Origin of the sequence: Leucobacter sp. gxy201, assembly GCF_051043335.1 — a bacterium.
Taxonomy (GTDB): Bacteria; Actinomycetota; Actinomycetes; order Actinomycetales; family Microbacteriaceae; genus Leucobacter.
On sequence record NZ_JAMXWS010000003.1, the window covers coordinates 280,187 to 297,702 of the forward strand.

Below are 17,516 nucleotides of genomic sequence, written 5' to 3' on the forward strand. Positions count from 1 at the left end.
GAAGGGCATGCGCGATGAGCACGTCTTCGAGGCCACCGTCGAGTGGCGGGGCAACCGCGGCACCGGCACGAGCGGGTTCCGCGACTACGGCCGCGAGCTCGAGCTCTCGGGGGCGCTGCGGCAGACGATCGAGGCGTCGGCGGCCCGGGTGTTCCACGGCGACAGGGATCGCTGGAACCCGGAGGAGCTGCTCATCGGCGCGCTCGCGCAGTGCCACATGCTCTCGTACCTGCACATGGCGGTGCGGGCGGGCGTCGTCGTGACCGCGTATACCGACGATGCGGCCGGCACGATCATGCAGGAGGGGCTCGGGGGCCGCTTCACCGAGGTCGTGCTGCGCCCCCGGGTGACCGTGGCCGATCCCTCGATGATCGATGCGGCCCTCTCGGCCCACGATGCCGCGCACCAGCACTGCTTCATCGCGAACTCCGTGAACTTCCCGGTGCGCATCGAAGCCGAGATCACCGCCGCGTAATGCGGTCCCGGCCGCCCGGCGGTTCGCAATAGAATGGAATCCATGGCTTCGGATTCGTTCTTCCTCACGACCCCCATCTTCTACGTGAACGACGCGCCCCACATCGGGCATGCGTACACGGAGGTGGCCGCGGACGTGCTCGCCCGATGGCACCGCCAGGCGGGCGACGACACCTGGTTCCTCACCGGCACCGATGAGCACGGGCAGAAGATCCTGCGGACCGCGACCGCGAACGGCGTGGCGCCGAAGGAGTGGGCCGACCGTCTCGTGGAGAGCGCCTGGAAGCCGCTGCTCGACACGATCGACATCTCGAACGACGACTTCATCCGCACCACGGACGCCCGGCACGAGGAGGGCGTCGCGAAGTTCCTGCAGAAGCTGCACGACGACGGCCACGTGTACGCGGGCGAATTCGAGGCGCTCTACTGCGTCGGCTGCGAGGAGTTCAAGCCGAAGAACGAGATCGTCGACGGCGAGGGCGCGTTCGCGGGCGAGAAGGTCTGCGCGATCCACTCCAAGCCGCTCGAGCTGCTGCAGGAGAAGAACTACTTCTTCAAGATGAGCGCGTTCCAGGAGCGCCTGCTCGCGCTCTACGAGGAGCGCCCCGACTTCGTGCAGCCAGCGAGCGCGCGCAACGAGGTCATCGCCTTCGTGCAGCAGGGGCTCGAGGATCTCTCGATCTCGCGCACCTCGTTCGACTGGGGCATTCCGATCCCGTGGGACGCATCGCACGTCACCTACGTCTGGTTCGACGCCCTGCTGAACTACGTCACCGCGACCGGGTACGGCTCGGACGCCGAGGAGTTCGCGCGCCGCTGGCCCGCGAACCACATCGTCGGCAAGGACATCCTGCGCTTCCACGCCGTGATCTGGCCCGCCATGCTCATGGCCGCGGGGCTCGAAGTGCCGAAGCACGTCTTCGCGCACGGCTGGCTGCTCGTCGGCGGCGAGAAGATGTCGAAGTCGAAGCTCACGGGCATCGCCCCCAACGAGATCACCGACACCTTCGGCTCGGACGCCTTCCGCTACTACTTTATGCGCGCGATCGCCTTCGGGCATGACGGCTCCTTCAGCTGGGAGGATCTGTCGGCCCGCTACCAGGCCGAGCTCGCCAACGGCTTCGGCAACCTCGCCAGCCGCGTGCTCGCGATGAACGCGAAGTACTTCGGCGGCAGCGTGCCCGAGGCCGGCCCCGAGCAGCCGTCCGATGCGGCGATCCGCGAGCTCGCCGCGAGCGTCGCCGGTCGCGCCGACGCGAAGATCGAGGAGTTCGCCATCCACGAGGCGATCGCCGCGATCTGGGAGCTCGTCGACGCGCTCAACGGCTACGTGCAGGAGCAGCAGCCGTGGGCGCTCGCGAAGGACGAGGCGAACGCCGCCCGGCTCGGCACCGTGCTCTACACCGCGACCGAGGGCCTGCGCGTGCTCGCCGAGCTGCTCTCGCCGGTGCTGCCCGTCGCGACCGCGAAGCTCTGGACCGCGCTCGGTGCGGAGGCGACGCTCGGCGCGCTCGCCGACCGGCCGCTGCGCGATTCCGGTACCTGGGGCCGCCTCGCAGCCGGCACGTCGCAGCAGGCGCTCGACGTGCTCTTCCCGCGCATCGACACGGCGACCGAGGGCAAGTGAGCATGGCGACGACCGGGCAGGGCGGAGCCGCCCCGGCCCCGCCCGCGGGCGGGCTGCGCAAGCGGCAGACCGGCTCCGAGAGGAGCGGCGCGCGCGACCTGACGCGGCCGGCGAACCCCGAACCGCTCGCCGTGCCGCTCTACGACAACCACACCCATCTCGAGTTCGAGGACGGACTCGACGTGCTGGACCCCGTCGAATCGCTCGATCGAGCGGCCGCCGTCGGCGTGCGCGGCGTCGTGCAGGTGGGCACCGACCTCGAGACCAGCCGCTGGAGCGCGGCGCTCGCTGCGGCCGACCCGCGCGTGCTCGCCGCGGTCGCGCTGCATCCGAACGAGGCGCCGAAGCTCTTCGACCAGGGGCTGCTCTCGGCGCAGCTCTCGGAGATCGCGAGGCTCGCAGCGCAGCCGCGCGTGCGCGCCGTCGGCGAGACCGGGCTCGACTTCTTCCGCACGGGCGAAGACGGCCGCGAGGCGCAGATCGAATCGTTCGAGGCGCACATCGACATCGCGAAGGCGAACGGCATCGCCATGCAGATCCACGACCGGGACGCCCATGACGAGGTCGTCGCGACGCTGAAGCGCATCGGTTCGCCCGCGCGCACCGTGTTCCACTGCTTCTCGGGCGATGCCGAGCTCGCGCGCATCTGCAACGATCACGGCTGGTACATGTCGTTCGCGGGCACCATGACGTTCAAGAACGCCCCGGCCCTGCGCGAGGCGCTCTCGGTCGCGAAGCCCGAGCTCGTGCTCGTCGAGACCGATGCCCCGTTCCTGACGCCCGAGCCGTTCCGCGGCCGGCCCAATGCGCCCTATCTGCTGCCCCACACGGTGCGCCGCATGGCGGAGACCCTCGATACCGACGTCGACGAGCTCTGCGCGCAGCTCGCGAAGAACACCGAGAAGGTCTACGGCTCGTGGGACGAAGGCCTCGAGGAGTCGGCGGCATGAGCGACGGCGACGGGTCGGGCCTGCTCGGCCCCTCGGAGGTGCGGGAGCTCGCCGAGCGCCTCGACGTCTCGCCGACGAAGAAGCTCGGCCAGAACTTCGTGATCGATCCGAACACCGTGCGCAAGATCGTGCGTCTCGCGGGGGTCGAAGCGGGCTCCGGCGTGATCGAGATCGGCCCCGGGCTCGGATCGCTGACCCTCGGCATCCTCGAAACGGGCGCGGATGTCACCGCGGTCGAGATCGACCACCGCCTCGCCGCCGAACTGCCGGCCACCGTGCGGGCGATGCAGCCCGGGGCCGAAGCGCGATTCCGGGTGATCCGCAGCGACGCGCTCGACGTCTCGAGCACCGATCTCGCCGGGCTGCCGGTGCCGCCGACCGCACTCGTCGCGAACCTGCCCTACAACGTGTCAGTGCCGATCCTCATGCACCTGCTCGAGCTCATCCCCGACCTCGATCGCGGCCTCGTCATGGTGCAGGCCGAGGTCGGCCACCGCATCGCGGCACGGCCCGGGTCGAAGGAGTACGGCGCCCCGAGCGCGAAGGCCGCCTGGTACGGCGACTGGCGCATCGCGGGCAGCGTGAGCCGGCGCATCTTCTGGCCCGTGCCGGGGGTCGACTCGGTGCTCGTGGGCTACGAGCGCGCGCCGCAGCCGCTCGGCACGGAAGCGGAGCGCGTGGTCGTGTTCGAGCTCGTGGGCGCGGCGTTCGCCCAGCGCCGCAAGATGCTGCGGCAGTCGCTGCAGGCGGTGCTCGGGCCCATCGGCGCCGTGGTGGCGACGCTCGAAGCGGCGGGCATCGACCCCACGCTGCGCGCCGAACAGCTCGGCGTGCTCGACTTCCTCGCGATCGCGAGAGCCGCGGCCGCGCGCGCCTGAACGCGCATGTCATCTTCGCGAGTGCCGTTGCGCTAGCGTGGACCCATGGGGACGAAGCAGCGACGATCGGTCACCGTTCGCGCACCTGGGAAGATCAACGTGTTCTTCCGCGTCGGCGCGCTGCAGCGCGACGGGTACCACGATGTCGCGTCGCTCTACCAGGCCGTCTCGCTCTGCGAAGAGGTGACCGCCGAGCCGGCCGACGATTTCTCGTTGCGCTTCGTGGGCCCCATCGATTCGACCGGGCTGCCGACCGACGAGACCAATCTCGCGATGCGCGCCGCGCTGCTGCTCGCCGAACGCACGGGCTATCCGGGCGGCGTATCGCTGACCGTGCTCAAGCGGGTGCCGATCGCCGGCGGCATGGGCGGCGGCTCGGCCGACGCGGCCGCCACTCTGCTCGCCTGCGATGAGCTCTGGGGCACCGGGCTCGGCCGCGCGGGCCTGCTGCCGCTCGCGGCCGAACTGGGGGCCGATGTGCCGTTCGCCTTCGAGGGCGGTACCGCGGTGGGTACCGGCCGGGGCGATGAACTCAGCCCGGCGCTCGCGAAGGGCGCTTTCCACTGGGTGCTGGCGCTCTCGGACGCGGGGCTCAGCACACCCGTCGTCTACAGCGCCCTCGACCAGCACCGCGATGCGAACCGCGGCGCGCTCGGCCCGCAGCCCGAGACCGTGAAGGTGGATACGGCGGTGCTGCAGGCAGTGCGCATCGGCGACGCCGAATCGCTCGCGGATTCCATGCACAACGATCTCCAGGCCGCGGCGCTCAAACTCGCCCCCGGTCTGCTCGAACTCCTCGAACTCGGGGAATCGCTCGGCGCGCTCGCGGGCATCGTCTCGGGGTCGGGCCCGACCGTGGCGTTCCTCGTCGACGACGCGCAGTCCGCCGCCGAGCTCCGCAGCGTGTTCACGCGCCGGGGGGTGCGGGCGCTCACCGCGACCGGCCCGGTGCCCGGTGCGAGGATCATCGAGGCATGATCTCCCGGCGCATGCGCTCGATGCTCTGCGGTTCCGTGCTCGCGGCGGCGCTCGCGCTGAGCGGCTGCGCCACGGTCAACGCCGGCAGCGCCGGGGCCGACGCGTTCCGCGCCGAGTTCGCCTCCGACCCGGCCATCGCAACGATGGATCTCGGCGAGCACAATACGCTGCCCTGGTCGGGATACTTCAGCGGCACCGTCGTGACGGTCGCGGGGCTCGACGAAGCCGAGCTGCGCGATCTCGTCGATCGCATGGGCGCCTACCAGGCCTCCCACTCGGTCGTCTCGTGGCTCGGCATCGAGTCGGACGGCATCGACTTCCCGGTCTCGTCCGATGCCGCGGCCAACGAGCGCATGCTCGGCGTCGTCGGTCGCATGAAGACCGACGATCGCATCGTCGAGGCCGATCTGGCGTGGCTCTGGTTCACCGTCGAGACGGGGCGCGACGTCTTCGCGCTCGCCGCCGAACTCCCCGGTCTCGCCGCAGAACTCGCCTCCGCGGAGACGGGAGCGGAGACGGATGCGAGCGCCTCCGGCCCCACGGCCGATCGCGGCGTCGATTTCGAGATCGTCTCGAAGACCGAAGACGTGCGGTTGAAGGGGGAGTACGGGGCCTGGGTACGCGCGGCGGAGGCCGTCAGCGCTGCCGTCGGCCGCGAAGCAGAGCTGCTCTGGCTCTCGGCGACCCCGGACACCCTGGAACTGCGCGTGCGCGACGAGAGCGCGGTCGCCGACGCCCAGGCCGTCGCCGAACGCCTGGCCGGGGGTGTCGGCATGGAAGTCACGGTGAGCAGCGATGCGCTGCGCATCGACCCCGGCACCGACGGCGAACGGGCCAGGGACCTGCTCGCGAGGCTCGATGACGGGACTGCCGCACGCATCGCACGCACCGAAGCGGTCGCCAGCACGCTGCGCGTCGCGGTGCGCTCGCTCGACGACGCGCTCCCCGTCGCGGAGAAGCTCGACGCGATGCCCGAGGCACAGGTCTTCTCCACCATCGCCGTGCAGGTGCTCGGCCCGGAGGGGCAGGCCGGCCGCACCGCGGGCAGTCTCGAGGTGTTCGCCGCCCCCGGCTCCTTGGGCGATCGTGTGGGATCCGCCGTCGAGCTCAAGCGGGCGAACGGCGTCGACGCCGTCTCCATCGTCGCCGGCCGGGTGGAGATGACCGCGGCCGACGACGTCGCCGGAAGCGACTTCGGTCGCTTCGCGCCGGCGCTCGAGGCCGCGGCGGACGACGAGGACTGGGTCTGCATCTTCTCGTACTCCGCCAGCACGCTCTGCGTCACCGCGGCGTCGCAGCTGCGGCCGGCGGCTGATGACGCCTACGCCGACCATCCGGGGTATCGCGCGTTCGTCGAAGCCTGGAACCGCGCGGCCTGACGCGCGCGGCGGAATGCCGGCTCGGGCCGCGGCGTTGCACCCGCGAACGCCGAGCGCTTCGCGGAGGCTTTCGAAGCGGCGCTCGAGCGCGACTTCGGGGAACCGATGTGCATCCGGATCCCAGCGCACGGGAATAGCGGCGCGCCCCCGTGCGCTGCACCGAGTGTGAATGACAAGATCCGCGTCGATATCTGGTCCGACATCGCCTGCCCCTGGTGCTACATCGGCAAGCACCGCTTCGAGGCCGGCGTCGCCGCCTTCCGAGAGCAGCACCCCGACGTCGAGATCGAGGTCGAGAGCCACAGCTACGAGCTCGCCCCCGACACGCCCCTCGATTTCAGCGGCAGCGAGATCGACTTCCTGGTGCGGCACAAGGGCATGCCCGCCGACCGGGTCGAGCAGATGCTCGGCGAGATGACGCAGATGGCCGCGGCCGAGGGCATCGTGTTCGACTTCGCGCGGGTGAAGCACGCGAACACGCAGCGCGCCCACCGCATGCTGCACCTCGCCAAGCGCGAGGGCGTGCAGGCGGCCGTGCTCGAGCGGCTCTTCCGCGCCTATTTCGCCGAGGGCGAGGACATGTCGAGCGCCGATGCGCTCGCCCGCCTCGGTGCGGAGGCGGGTCTCGACGCCGACGAGGTGCGCAGCGCCCTCGACGACGAGGCCTTCGGCGAGGCCGTGCAGCGGGACATCGCCCGCGCCCGCGGCCTCGGCATCACGGGTGTACCATTCTTCCTACTCGATCAGAAGTACGGCGTTTCGGGCGCGCAGCCGGCCGAAGCCTTCGCCGGAGTGCTCGAGCAGGTGCTCGGCATCGCGCGCGGCGACGTCCCCGACCCGGCCCGGGCCTCCTGAACGCACCGGCCCCGACCGCTCCATTCGAAAGGACACCCCATGAGCGACACCACGAACGCGCCCCGCACCGAGGCGCCGATGGCATCGGCGGCGATGCAGTCCGAACACCACGAGGCCGAGACGCCGTTCTTCTCGGAGGGCGCGGCGTCGTTCGCCGACGCCGAGACCCGCGAGATCCTCAACCTGCTCGGCGAGAGCGATGCGGCGGGCGGTTGCTGCGGCGGCGGCTGCTGCAGCGTCTGAGCGCGGGTCGATAGGCGGCGGGCCGCTCAGTCGGCGACCGAGTTCGGCAGATCGGAGCAGTCGGGCGTCGCGGGCTCGCCGCCCCAGCGGTCGAGCGTCCACTGCACGATCTCGGGCGTCAGCGGCGAATCGGCCGCTACGAGCGTATTGTGGCTGAGCCCCGGGTAGGTGCGGTAGTCGATCTGCTCGCCCGCCGTGCAGCGCGCCTGCACCCAGTCGAGCTGCATCTCGGGCTTGACGAGAGGATCGGCGAGCCCCTGCGCTACCAGCACGGGAGCGGGCCACGGCCCGACCGGCTCCTGCGCCTTGAGCTCGTCGCCGAACGGGCCGTCGAGCAGGCGATCGGGGAACACCTGGTTCGGGATCTGCGTGCCCGAGACGACGGCACCGAGCACGTCGCGCCCGTTGAAGCAGAGGCCCTGGATGCGGTCGACGCCGCCGGCCGAGCCCGGCGTCAGGTGCTGCTCGAGCTCGAGCTCGGGGTAGAGCTTGTTCCAGGTCGACGCGATGTACGCCGACACCGTCTTGCCCGCAGCGTCGTCCTTATCGGCTTCGGCGAGCCCGTACAGGTCGGCTGCCGGGGCGAACGCCGCGACCCCCTTGATCGTGAGCTCGGGCGCGTAGTCGGCGGCGATCTGGCCCGTCCAGAGCGCGCCCTGGCCGCCCTGGGAATGGCCCCACACCACCGTCTCGGTCGTCGTGCTGATTCGATCGAACTGCTGCACGGCGCGCGAGGCGTCGAGCACATTGCGCGCCTCGGCGTCGCCGACGAGGTACGGATGGGGGCCCGAGGTGCCGAGACCGATGTAATCGGAGGTGACCGCGACCCAGCCGTGCTCCGTGACCATCTCGGCGAGGGCGGTGCCCGCGCCGTCGGCGAACGGCGCGGCGCTCAGCGACGGCGCGCACTTCGGCACGACGCCGGTGGTGCCGTGCGCGACGGTGAGCAGCGGCAGCGGCGCTGCGCCGGGGGAGGCGGGAGCGATGACGGTGCCGCTCGACACCGCGGGCGATCCGTCGGGGTGCGTCGTCGTGTAGAGGATGCGCCAGGCCTGCGCCCCCGACGGCACCCCAGTCGTGAGCGGCTCGGAGCGGATGAGCATGCCCGGCTCCTCGGGCACCTCCGCCGGCGCGGTGTAGAACGCGTCGGGTTCGGGGAGGCGGGCGCCTCCGAGCAGCACCGCGCTGCCCGCGGCGAGCAGCAGGGCGGTGGCGAGCGCGACCCCGGCGCCGATCCCGCGGGCCCAGCGGCGGGGTGCCGAGGGAACAGCCCGCCCATCGGCGTTCGAGCCGGCACGGGTACGGGATGATCCCTGTCGAACGAGTAGTTCGAAGAGCAGACGCAGACCGACGAACACGAACCAGGCGCCCACGGCGAAGCGGAACATCGTGAGCGTCAGCACCGGCCAGGTGAACGCCAGTAGGCCGAAGACGATGCCGGCGGCGGCCGTGATGATCTCGGCGGCGCGGTACGGCGAATCGCCGCGCAGCGCGCGCAGGGCCGAGAGCAGTCCGTGCACGACGACGGACGCCGCGATGAGGAACGCCACCCAGGTCGCGCCGAGGGCGGGCACGACCGCGACGACCGCGCCGGCCGCGATCATGACCGCGCCCACGATGCGCGCTGTGAACAGCGCAGCCCGCGTGATCTCGCGGTCTCGGTGCGCGCGCAGCAGCAGCGCGACGCCGACGATCGCGAAGCCGACCCCCGCGATCACCGCAGTCTCGTGCGGCGCGAGCGGTGCGAGGATGAGCGCGGCGCCGGTCGCGACCGCGATGACGGCGAGCACGATGCGCAGGGGGAGGGACGCGGATGCCATAGTCGACACTCTGGCACAGTTCGGGGGCGCATAGGGAGCCCATGACCCGAACTTCCGCGATGCGGCAGCCGCAGCGCTCGGTGAAGCCTCGCCCGAGCCCGGCATAGACTGGAGAGGTTATGGCACATCTTCTGGGGGCCGAGGGCCTGTATCTCGAGGTTCCGACCAAAGTCGTCTTCGATTCCGTGACGCTCGGCGTCGCCGAGGGCGACCGCATCGGCATCGTCGGCCGCAACGGCGACGGCAAGTCGTCGCTGCTCATGATGCTCGCGGGCCGCCGCGAGCCCGACGGCGGGCGCGTGACCAAGCGCTCGGGCACGACGATCGGCGTGCTCGACCAGGCCGACGTGTTCGACGCGGGCGAGACCGTCGGGCACGCGATCGTCGGCGACCGGCCCGAGTACGAGTGGGCGGGCGACGCGCGCACCCGCGACGTGCTCGAGGGGCTCGTCTCGGATCTGCCATGGGACGCACCGGTCGACGCGCTCTCGGGCGGGCAGCGCCGCCGCGTCGCCCTGGCCCGGCTACTCGTCGGCGACTCCGAGATGCTCTTCCTCGACGAGCCGACCAACCACCTCGACGTCGAGGGCATCGCCTGGCTCGCCGCGCACCTGAAGCGCCGCTGGCCCGCGGGGCAGGGCGCGTTGCTCGTCGTGACCCACGACCGCTGGTTCCTCGACGAGGTCTGCACCGCCACCTGGGAGGTGCACGACCGCATCGTCGAGCCCTTCGAGGGCGGATACGCGGCCTACATACTGCAGCGGGTCGAGCGCGACCGCCAGGCCGCCGTCATCGAGCAGAAGCGCCAGAACCTCGCGCGCAAGGAGCTGGCCTGGCTGCGCCGCGGCGCCCCCGCGCGCACCGCGAAGCCCAAGTTCCGCATCGACGCCGCGAACGCGCTCATCGCCGATGTGCCCGAGATCCGAGACGCCGTCTCGCTGCAGTCGATGGCGGTCGCCCGCCTCGGCAAGGAGGTCGTCAACCTCGTCGACGCCGGCGTGGCGTACACCGATGCCGCGACCGGCGCCGAACGCGTCGTGCTCGAAGACGTCGAGTGGCGCCTCGCGCCGGGCGAGCGCACCGGCATCCTCGGCGTCAACGGCGCCGGCAAATCGACGCTGCTCGGCCTCGTCTCGGGCGACGTGCAGCCGACCGCAGGCCGCGTGAAGCACGGCAAGACCGTGAAGATCGCCACGCTCACCCAGCGCCTCGACGAGCTCGAGGAGCACCTGAACGAGCCGGTGCGCGTCGTCATCGGCCGGCTGCGCACGAGCTTCACGGTCGGCAGCGGGTCGAAGGCCCAGGAGCTCACCCCGGGCCAGCTGCTCGAGCGCATGGGGTTCACGAGCGCCCAGCTCTCGACTCCGGTGAAGGACCTGTCGGGAGGGCAGAAGCGGCGCCTGCAGCTGCTGCTCATCCTGCTCGATCAGCCCAACGTGCTCATCCTCGACGAGCCGACGAACGACCTCGACACCGACATGCTCGCCGCGATGGAGGATCTGCTCGACTCGTGGCCCGGCACCCTCATCGTGGTGTCGCACGACCGGTACTTCCTCGAACGCGTCACCGACCAGCAGTACGCGATCCTGGGTCGCCGCCTGCGGCACCTGCCCGGCGGGGTCGATCAGTATCTCGAGCTGCGGGCGGCCGAGGAGCGGGCCGCGGCCGATGCCCCCGCGCGCGCCGGAGCGACCGAGGCCGCCGCATCGTCCCCGTCGGCGTCGGCGACTCGGTCGGGCCCCGCGCTCGGCGGCGCCCAGCTGCGCGCCGCCGAGAAGGAGCTCTCTGCCGTGGAGCGCAAGATGGAGCGCCTGCAGGCCGACATCGCGAAGTCGCGCGACGGCCTCGCTGCCCTGGACCAGACCGACTACCAGCTGCTCAACCTCGAGATGGCCAAGATCACGGCCCTCGAAGACGAGGTCGCGAGCCTCGAGGAGCGCTGGCTCGAACTCTCGGAGACCATCGGCTAGAACGGAGCGACGAGATCCCGCGGCCCGGTGGAGTGCCGCGGTCTGACGCGGGCCGGCCCCAGGATGCGCGGTGCGAACGGGTCGCCGATCCCGCCCGCGCGACCCGTTGCGGGGAAGCAGGCGCGCGGGTACCGTCGAACCCGTCGGGCGATGCCGTACGGCCCCGCCCGGGGAGGGAGGGGCATGGCCGACTCGGATCCCTCTTCCCTGTCATGGATCGGGCTGTGGCTCACCCGCGGTGCGCCGTGGGTGCCGCTCGCAGTGCTCTCGTACGCCGCGACCGTCACGGTCGGCACCTTGAGCATGCGGGGCCGCCGCATTCGGCGCAGCTGGCACGCGCGCCTGTTCATCGTCACCTGCGCGTTGACTGCGGCCGCGGCCGTGTTCTCGTTCCCGCAGGCCTGGGTGCGGGGCATGCTGCTGCTGGCGGCGCTCGTGCCGCTCGCGCTGCTGCCGTTCGTCACCGCCCCTGTGGCGCGGCACCCGCGCCGGCACGTCGCGCTCGGACTGCTCGCAGCCCCCTGCTACATCGCCGCCCTCGCGCTCTGGTCGGCGCGCCCGGGATAGGCCGGCGCCCGCGCAGATCCCCGAATCCCGACCCCTGGAGCCCCGTATGCAATTCCTCGACGTTCTCTTCGGCCGTCGCACCACGAACGGGCCGTTCCTGCCCGAATCCGTGACGCAGGAGCATCAGCGGCTCCTCATCAGGGCCGCCGCTGCGGCACCCTCCCAGTTCAACAGCCAGCCGTGGCGGTTCCTGATCATCGAGGATCGCTCCACTATCGACACGATCGCCCGTATCAGCGGGGAATCGATGACGGCCGTCATCTCCGAGGGGTCGTTCTTCGAGCGGTACAAGCGGCACTTCCGCTTCAGCGCGGAGGAGATGGCGGAGCACCGCTCGGGCATGTACTTCGACAAGCTGCCCTCGGCGCTGCGGCCGTTCACACGCGCGGTATTCACGAAATCGGGGGTCGGGATGATGCGCATGCTGCGCGTGCCGCAGACGCTCGGCGAGGAGAACCGCAGGCTCGTCGCGGGTTCGCCGCTGATCCTCGGTGCGATGCTCGACCGCAGGGAGCGCACGGCGCATCACCTGGCCGACTTCTACTGCCAGTTCAGCCTGGGGGCGGCCATGGAGAACGTCTGGCTCACGACAGTGGAACTCGGCATGGGGATCCAGTTCATCTCGTTCCCGATGGAGGTCCCGGAACAGTGGGCGCGGCTGACCGAGATGCTCGAGATCCCGGACGATCTCGAGCTCATGGCGCTGTACCGCATCGGCTACGTCCCCGATACCTCGCAGCGGCCCGTGATCGACTGGTCGAGCCGCGAGCGCAGGCCGCCGTCGCAGTTCGTGTTCCGCGAGCGGGGCAGCGCGCCGCAACTGGGGTGGGACGAGGACTGAGAGGAGTCGTCTCCGGGAGCCGTCCGCTACCGGCCCTCCTGCCGTTCTTCCGAAGCGCCGCGATGCACGGCGAGCAGCCGGAAGGGGCCCGGGCTCTCCGCACGCCACTCCGCAGGGAGCCGCTGCTCCAGCTCCGGCAGCGTATAGCTGCGCCGAATGCTCCGCAGCCCGTCGACGCGCAGGAAGCTGCCCGGTGCGATCGGGGTGACGGCCGCGGCGAAGGCGAGATACGCCGTGCGACTGCGGGCGATGTCCGAGTGCACGACGAGCCGCGTCGCGAGCACGGCCGAATCGCTCAGCAGCTCCCGGAAGGCGTCGTCGTCCAGATGATGCAGCAGATGATTCGAGATCACGATGTCGAAGCGGGCCCCGTGCTCCACCAGCGTCCGGCTGCGGGTCTCGCGGAACGAGAGCCCCGCCACGGGTCGCCCCGCACGCGCCGCTCCGAGCGCGCGGGGGTCGGGGTCGATCCCGAGCGCCTCGATACGGAAGCCGTCGCGCAGAGCGAGGCGCGAGATGCGGCGCAGGACGTCACCGCCGCCGCTGCCGATGTCGAGCATGCGGGCGGGGCCGTCGAGCGCCGCGAGCACCGGGCGCAGATGCGAGCGGTAGACCGACCCCCAACTGGAGACCGCGCGGTTCACGACCCCGAAGCGCCGTAGGGTGCGACGCAGCCGCTCGGGATCGCAGGCCGGGTCGTCCATCAGCTCAGCGAGCCGGGCGTCGCGCTCGGCCAGGTTCATGCAGCGCCCGCATCGGCGGGTGCGATACGGCGCCCGCCGCCCTCGGCGCGACGCGTGAACAGCGCCGTTTCGATCGTGAGCCCGGGCCCGAAGCAGAGGCCCGCGACGCGGCTGCCGTCCGCGAGAGCATCGTCGTGCAGGAAGCGCCGGAGGATGAAGAGGATCGTGGCGCTCGACATATTGCCGTGATCGCGCAGCACCGCCCGGGAATGGTCCAGTGCGGAGCGGTCGAGGCCGAGCCCCGACTCGACCCGGTCCAGCACGCTGCGGCCGCCGGGGTGCACCGCCCAGCCGTCCACGAGGGCTCCCGCATCCGCTCCGATCATGGCGCCGACCGCCTCCGCGATCTCCCGGCCGATGATGCGCGGCACCTCGGCGGTCAGCCGCATCTCGAAGCCCTGATCCCCGATCGTCCAGTCCATGTCCTGCTCGCCCTCGGAGGTGATCCCTGTCGCGAACGCGCCGACCTCGAGAAGCGGAGCCTCGGCCCTCGGGGCGCCCGATGTCAGCACGGCGGCAGCGGCCCCGTCGCCGAACACGGCGGAGGCGACGATCTGCTCGGGATCCGAGGAAGAACGGATGTGGATCGAGCAGAGCTCGGCGCACACCACCAGCACGACGGCGCCCTCCGCGGCCTCGCAGGCACGAGCGGCGGTCCGCAGAGCGGGGAAGGCGGCGGCGCAGCCCATGAAACCGATGTGGGTGCGCTCGGCCGAGGGAGGGATCCCGAGCTCTCTCACCAGGAGGTAATCCGGGCCGGGGGCGAAGCAGCCGGTGCACGAAGCCGTGATCACATGGGTGATATCGGCGGCTTCGACGCCCGCCTCGGAGACCGCGGCCCGCGCCGCCGCCGCGAACAGGGCAGGCGCTTCGCGGCGATACAGCGCATTGCGCGCGCCGGTGGAGGGCGTGAGCAGCGTGTCGTCGGCGTCGGCGAAGAGGGGCTCCCGCGCGCCGGCGCCGCCGATGACCGAGTATCTGCCGTCGATGGCCGAATGGTCGAACACCGTGCCGATCAACCGCGCCGTCAGACGGTCGACGCCGGGCTGCGAGACGAAGAAGCCGCGCGTCTCAGCCTGGTCGAGCCTCGCCGAGGGTACGGCGGTGCCGATGGAGAGGAGTCGGGTGGGCATACCTCAGGAGTACTCGCGACCGTCGAGGCTGTCAACGGGGTCGCCCACCAGCCTGCCCTTCGGCAGGTCCTTCCCACACGGGCGGCGCCGAGTATCCGGAGCCGCGGGCCGATAGTGTGGAGGGAGTCCAGCGCCGTACGGCGCGAACCGCTTTCGGAAGGAGCCGTGAATGGTCTATCGAGTGCAGGGCGTCGTCGTGCGCGAACAGGGCGCACCCGCGACGATCGAGACGATCGTCGTGCCCGAGCCCGGCCCGGGGGAGGTCGTCGTCGACGTGCTCACCTGCGGCGTCTGCCACACGGACTACCACTATCAGCAGGGCGGCATCGGCGACGAGTTCCCGTATCTGCTCGGCCACGAATCGACCGCGCGGGTCGCGGTCGTCGGCGAGGGGGTGACCGAGGTCGCGGTGGGCGATCGCGTGATCCTGAACTGGCGCGCCGTCTGCGGCCAGTGCCGGGCCTGCCGCAAGGGGCAGCCGCAGTACTGCTTCGCCACTCATAACGCGTCGCAGAAGATGACGCTCGAGGACGGCACGGAGCTCTCGGCGGCGCTCGGCATCGGATCGTTCGCCGAGAAGACGCTCGTCGCTGCGGGGCAGTGCACGAAGATCGACGAGGATTCGGACGCGGCCGCGGTGGGGCTCCTCGGCTGCGGCATCATGGCGGGCATCGGCGCCGCCATCAACACCGGCGAGGTGCAGCGCGGCGAGTCGGTCGCGGTCATCGGGTGCGGCGGTGTCGGTACGGCGGCGATCGCGGGGGCGCAGCTCGCCGGCGCGACGACCATCGTCGCCGTCGATATCGACGATGCCAAGCTCGAGCAGGCGAAGCGCTTCGGCGCGACGCACACGGTGAACTCGCGGGGCGAAGACCCGGTCGCCGCCATCCAGGCGTTCACCGGCGGCTTCGGCGCCGATGTCGTCATCGACGCGGTGGGCCGCCCCGAGACCTACACGCAGGCGTTCACCGCCCGCGACCTCGCGGGCCGCGTGGTGCTCGTCGGTGTGCCGACGCCCGACATGAAGCTCGAACTGCCGCTGCTCGACGTGTTCGGCCGCGGCGGGTCGCTGAAGTCGTCGTGGTACGGCGACTGCCTGCCGAGCCGCGACTTCCAGATGCTCATCGACCAGTACAAGCTCGGCAGACTCGACCTCGGAGGCTTCGTCACCGAGCGCATCGGCCTCGGCGACGTCGAGGAGGCCTTCGGCAAGATGGCCGGCGGCACGGTGCTGCGATCGGTGGTGGTGCTGTAATGGTCGCGCGCATCGAACGGCTGGTCACGAGCGGCACCTTCTCGCTCGACGGCGGCACCTGGGACGTCGACAACAATGTATGGATCGTCGGCGACGACTCCGAGGTCATCGTGATCGACCCGGCGCACGACCCCGCCGCAGTGCAGGCCGCCGTGGGCGATCGCCGGACGGTCGCCATTCTGCTCACCCACGGGCACGACGACCACATCCGCGCCGCCCGCGAGACGGCGGAACTGCTCGGGGCTCCACTCCATCTGAACCCCGCCGACCGCATGCTCTGGGACGCGATCCACCCCGACGCTGCGCCCGATCACGAGATCGTCGACGGCGCGGGCTTCGAGATCGCGGGCGTCGGCCTGCGCGCGCGCCACACGCCGGGGCATTCGCCCGGGTCGACGTGCTTCGTCTCGCCCGAACTCGGCGTAGTGTTCACCGGGGACACGCTGTTCAACGGCGGCCCCGGGGCGACCGGGCGCTCGTACAGCGACTTCCCGACCATCATCGAGTCGATCCGCGACGAACTGCTCACCCTGCCCGATGAGACTGTCGTGCATACCGGCCACGGCGACAGCACGACGATCGGCGCCGAGAAGCCGCACCTGGACGAATGGATTAGCAGGGGCCACTGAACGGAGACGCATCGCGTCGGAGTTCCGTGGCCCGTGGCGCACACTGCGCCAGCCCACGGAGCGAAGCGAGGGGTGGGCCATTGAGCGAAGACGCATCGCGTCGGAGTTCCGTGGCCCGTGGTGCACACTGCGCCGGCCCACGGAGCGAAGCGAGGGGCGGGCCACTGAACGGAGACGCATCGCGTCGGAGCTCCGTGGCCCGCGGCGCACACGGCGCCAGCCCACGGAGCGAAGCGAGGGGTGGGCCATTAGGTCGCTACGGCCGTTGAGGCTCGTCGGCTCGTCAGCAGATGTTCGAGAAACGCCGAGGCGGAGCATCTCCTGACGAGCTGATGCCGTTCTCGGCCGGCTACGCGTCGAGCCTGCGCGCGACGGCGTCGAGCACGGACTCCGGCGACCCCTGCGCCTCGTACACCGCGACGAGCACGCGGCGCTTCGCCGTGTCGGCGCCGGGGGAGAGCCAGCGGTCGTAGAGCGAGATCATGCGCGCGAGGTCGGCCTCGATCGTGCGCGCCGCATCGGGTACGTCGCCGGTGAGCCAGGCGCGCAGCGTCGTGTTGTGCACGGCGACGACGCCCGCGGCGAGCGACGCGGGAACCCATGCCGGTGTTTCCGAGGGGAGCGCTCGCCGGAGGTACGCGGCGAAGACCCGCTCGTAGCGGTGCGTGATGACGAGCTCGCGGTCGCGCAGCGCCGGGGTGTCGCGCATGAGCTCGAAGCGCAGGCGCGCGGCCTCGGGGTCGCGCGCGAGCAGGCGCAGTACTGCCGCGGCCGACTCGGCGAGGGTGCTCGCGATCTCGTCGTCGGCGGTGCCGAGGCGGGACTCGAGCTGCGCGAGCGCGATGTCGTGGTCCGCGAAGACGACGTCGTCCTTGCTCCCGAAACGGCGGAAGAAGGTGCTGCGGCTGACACCGATCGCGTTCGCGAGGTCCTCGGCGGTCGTCGCCTCGTACCCCTGTTCGGCGAGGCAGCGGATCGCAGCCGCGGAGCTGTCGCCGGGGGAGCTCGAGGTGAGGGGGGACATGGCCAGAAAGGTACCACAGAATCAGGGATTGATACTCAGTTCCGTCCGATTCCCTGCCGAGAATAGTGCGTTGGGGTGCTGTAGCGCGCGATTTCATGACTTGACCTGAGACGGAGTGCCAGGCATGCTCGTGGAAGACGGATTCGCAGT

General features: G+C 71.1%; 17 protein-coding genes and 1 pseudogene. 14 read left to right on the forward strand and 4 right to left on the reverse strand.

The genetic code is table 11. The features are described from left to right. Positions 1-7 precede the first annotated feature (7 nt). The 8 genes from NHL51_RS06405 (at position 8) to NHL51_RS06440 (ending at position 7,384) form a co-directional block, all read left to right on the forward strand. On the forward strand, positions 8-475 hold the full coding sequence (locus NHL51_RS06405; protein WP_434142541.1) for an OsmC family protein: 468 nt from the start codon (positions 8-10) through the stop codon (positions 473-475). A gap of 42 nt (positions 476-517) precedes the next feature. Beyond that, complete coding sequence (gene metG / locus NHL51_RS06410) at positions 518-2,101, forward strand: methionine--tRNA ligase (RefSeq protein WP_434142543.1); 1,584 nt, start codon at positions 518-520, stop codon at positions 2,099-2,101. 2 nt (positions 2,102-2,103) lie between these two features. Next, complete coding sequence (locus NHL51_RS06415; protein ID WP_434142544.1) at positions 2,104-3,051, forward strand: TatD family hydrolase; 948 nt, start codon at positions 2,104-2,106, stop codon at positions 3,049-3,051. Beyond that, the gene (gene rsmA, locus NHL51_RS06420; protein ID WP_434142546.1) at positions 3,048-3,929 is read left to right on the forward strand and encodes a 16S rRNA (adenine(1518)-N(6)/adenine(1519)-N(6))-dimethyltransferase RsmA; all 882 of its coding nucleotides are present in this window, start codon (positions 3,048-3,050) and stop codon (positions 3,927-3,929) included. Before NHL51_RS06415 ends, rsmA begins: the two co-directional genes overlap by 4 nt. 45 nt (positions 3,930-3,974) lie before the next feature. Further along, positions 3,975-4,907, forward strand: a complete 933-nt coding sequence (locus NHL51_RS06425) for a 4-(cytidine 5'-diphospho)-2-C-methyl-D-erythritol kinase (protein WP_434142548.1) — start codon at positions 3,975-3,977, stop codon at positions 4,905-4,907. Then, the gene (locus NHL51_RS06430) at positions 4,904-6,286 is read left to right on the forward strand and encodes a hypothetical protein (protein WP_434142549.1); all 1,383 of its coding nucleotides are present in this window, start codon (positions 4,904-4,906) and stop codon (positions 6,284-6,286) included. The genes NHL51_RS06425 and NHL51_RS06430 overlap by 4 nt, the downstream gene beginning before the upstream one ends. A gap of 165 nt (positions 6,287-6,451) precedes the next feature. Next, positions 6,452-7,141: a DsbA family oxidoreductase gene (locus NHL51_RS06435; RefSeq protein ID WP_434142551.1), complete on the forward strand. Its 690-nt coding sequence runs from the start codon at positions 6,452-6,454 to the stop codon at positions 7,139-7,141. A 39-nt stretch (positions 7,142-7,180) separates the two neighbouring features. Beyond that, positions 7,181-7,384 carry a hypothetical protein gene (locus tag NHL51_RS06440; protein WP_434142552.1) on the forward strand — a complete coding sequence of 68 codons (204 nt, stop codon included), beginning with the start codon at positions 7,181-7,183 and terminating at the stop codon, positions 7,382-7,384. 26 nt (positions 7,385-7,410) lie between these two features. On the opposite strand, the gene NHL51_RS06445 is transcribed toward NHL51_RS06440, so the two are convergent. Further along, positions 7,411-9,204, reverse strand: a complete 1,794-nt coding sequence (locus NHL51_RS06445) for a lipase family protein (RefSeq protein WP_434142553.1) — start codon at positions 9,202-9,204, stop codon at positions 7,411-7,413. 119 nt (positions 9,205-9,323) lie between these two features. On the opposite strand from NHL51_RS06445, the pseudogene NHL51_RS06450 reads away from it, so the two are divergent. The 4 genes and pseudogenes from NHL51_RS06450 to NHL51_RS06465 all read left to right on the forward strand — a co-directional run. After that, a pseudogene (locus NHL51_RS06450) lies at positions 9,324-9,792 on the forward strand (ATP-binding cassette domain-containing protein); the annotation flags it as partial. Positions 9,793-9,815: 23 nt separating this feature from the next. After that, a complete protein-coding gene (locus tag NHL51_RS06455) occupies positions 9,816-11,174 on the forward strand; it encodes an ABC-F family ATP-binding cassette domain-containing protein (protein WP_434142777.1) in 1,359 nt (452 codons plus the stop codon). A gap of 183 nt (positions 11,175-11,357) precedes the next feature. Then, positions 11,358-11,741, forward strand: coding sequence for a hypothetical protein (locus tag NHL51_RS06460; RefSeq protein WP_434142555.1), 384 nt, complete (start codon positions 11,358-11,360; stop codon positions 11,739-11,741). Between the two features lie 46 nt (positions 11,742-11,787). After that, complete coding sequence (locus NHL51_RS06465) at positions 11,788-12,582, forward strand: nitroreductase family protein (protein ID WP_434142557.1); 795 nt, start codon at positions 11,788-11,790, stop codon at positions 12,580-12,582. 26 nt (positions 12,583-12,608) lie between these two features. Here NHL51_RS06465 and NHL51_RS06470 read toward each other — a convergent pair whose 3' ends face one another. Both NHL51_RS06470 and NHL51_RS06475 read right to left on the reverse strand, forming a co-directional pair. Further along, on the reverse strand, positions 12,609-13,325 hold the full coding sequence (locus NHL51_RS06470) for a methyltransferase domain-containing protein (protein WP_434142559.1): 717 nt from the start codon (positions 13,323-13,325) through the stop codon (positions 12,609-12,611). After that, the gene (locus NHL51_RS06475) at positions 13,322-14,458 is read right to left on the reverse strand and encodes a type III polyketide synthase (RefSeq protein WP_434142561.1); all 1,137 of its coding nucleotides are present in this window, start codon (positions 14,456-14,458) and stop codon (positions 13,322-13,324) included. The genes NHL51_RS06470 and NHL51_RS06475 overlap by 4 nt, the downstream gene beginning before the upstream one ends. Positions 14,459-14,627: 169 nt before the next feature. Between NHL51_RS06475 and NHL51_RS06480 the strand changes: the two genes are divergently transcribed. Both NHL51_RS06480 and NHL51_RS06485 read left to right on the forward strand, forming a co-directional pair. Continuing rightward, the gene (locus tag NHL51_RS06480) at positions 14,628-15,713 is read left to right on the forward strand and encodes an S-(hydroxymethyl)mycothiol dehydrogenase (RefSeq protein ID WP_434142563.1); all 1,086 of its coding nucleotides are present in this window, start codon (positions 14,628-14,630) and stop codon (positions 15,711-15,713) included. Further along, on the forward strand, positions 15,713-16,342 hold the full coding sequence (locus tag NHL51_RS06485) for an MBL fold metallo-hydrolase (RefSeq protein ID WP_434142565.1): 630 nt from the start codon (positions 15,713-15,715) through the stop codon (positions 16,340-16,342). Before NHL51_RS06480 ends, NHL51_RS06485 begins: the two co-directional genes overlap by 1 nt. Positions 16,343-16,691: 349 nt before the next feature. On the opposite strand, the gene NHL51_RS06490 is transcribed toward NHL51_RS06485, so the two are convergent. Further along, positions 16,692-17,366 (reverse strand): TetR/AcrR family transcriptional regulator, encoded by a 675-nt coding sequence (locus NHL51_RS06490; protein WP_434142567.1) that lies wholly within the window; start codon positions 17,364-17,366, stop codon positions 16,692-16,694. Positions 17,367-17,516 lie beyond the last annotated feature (150 nt).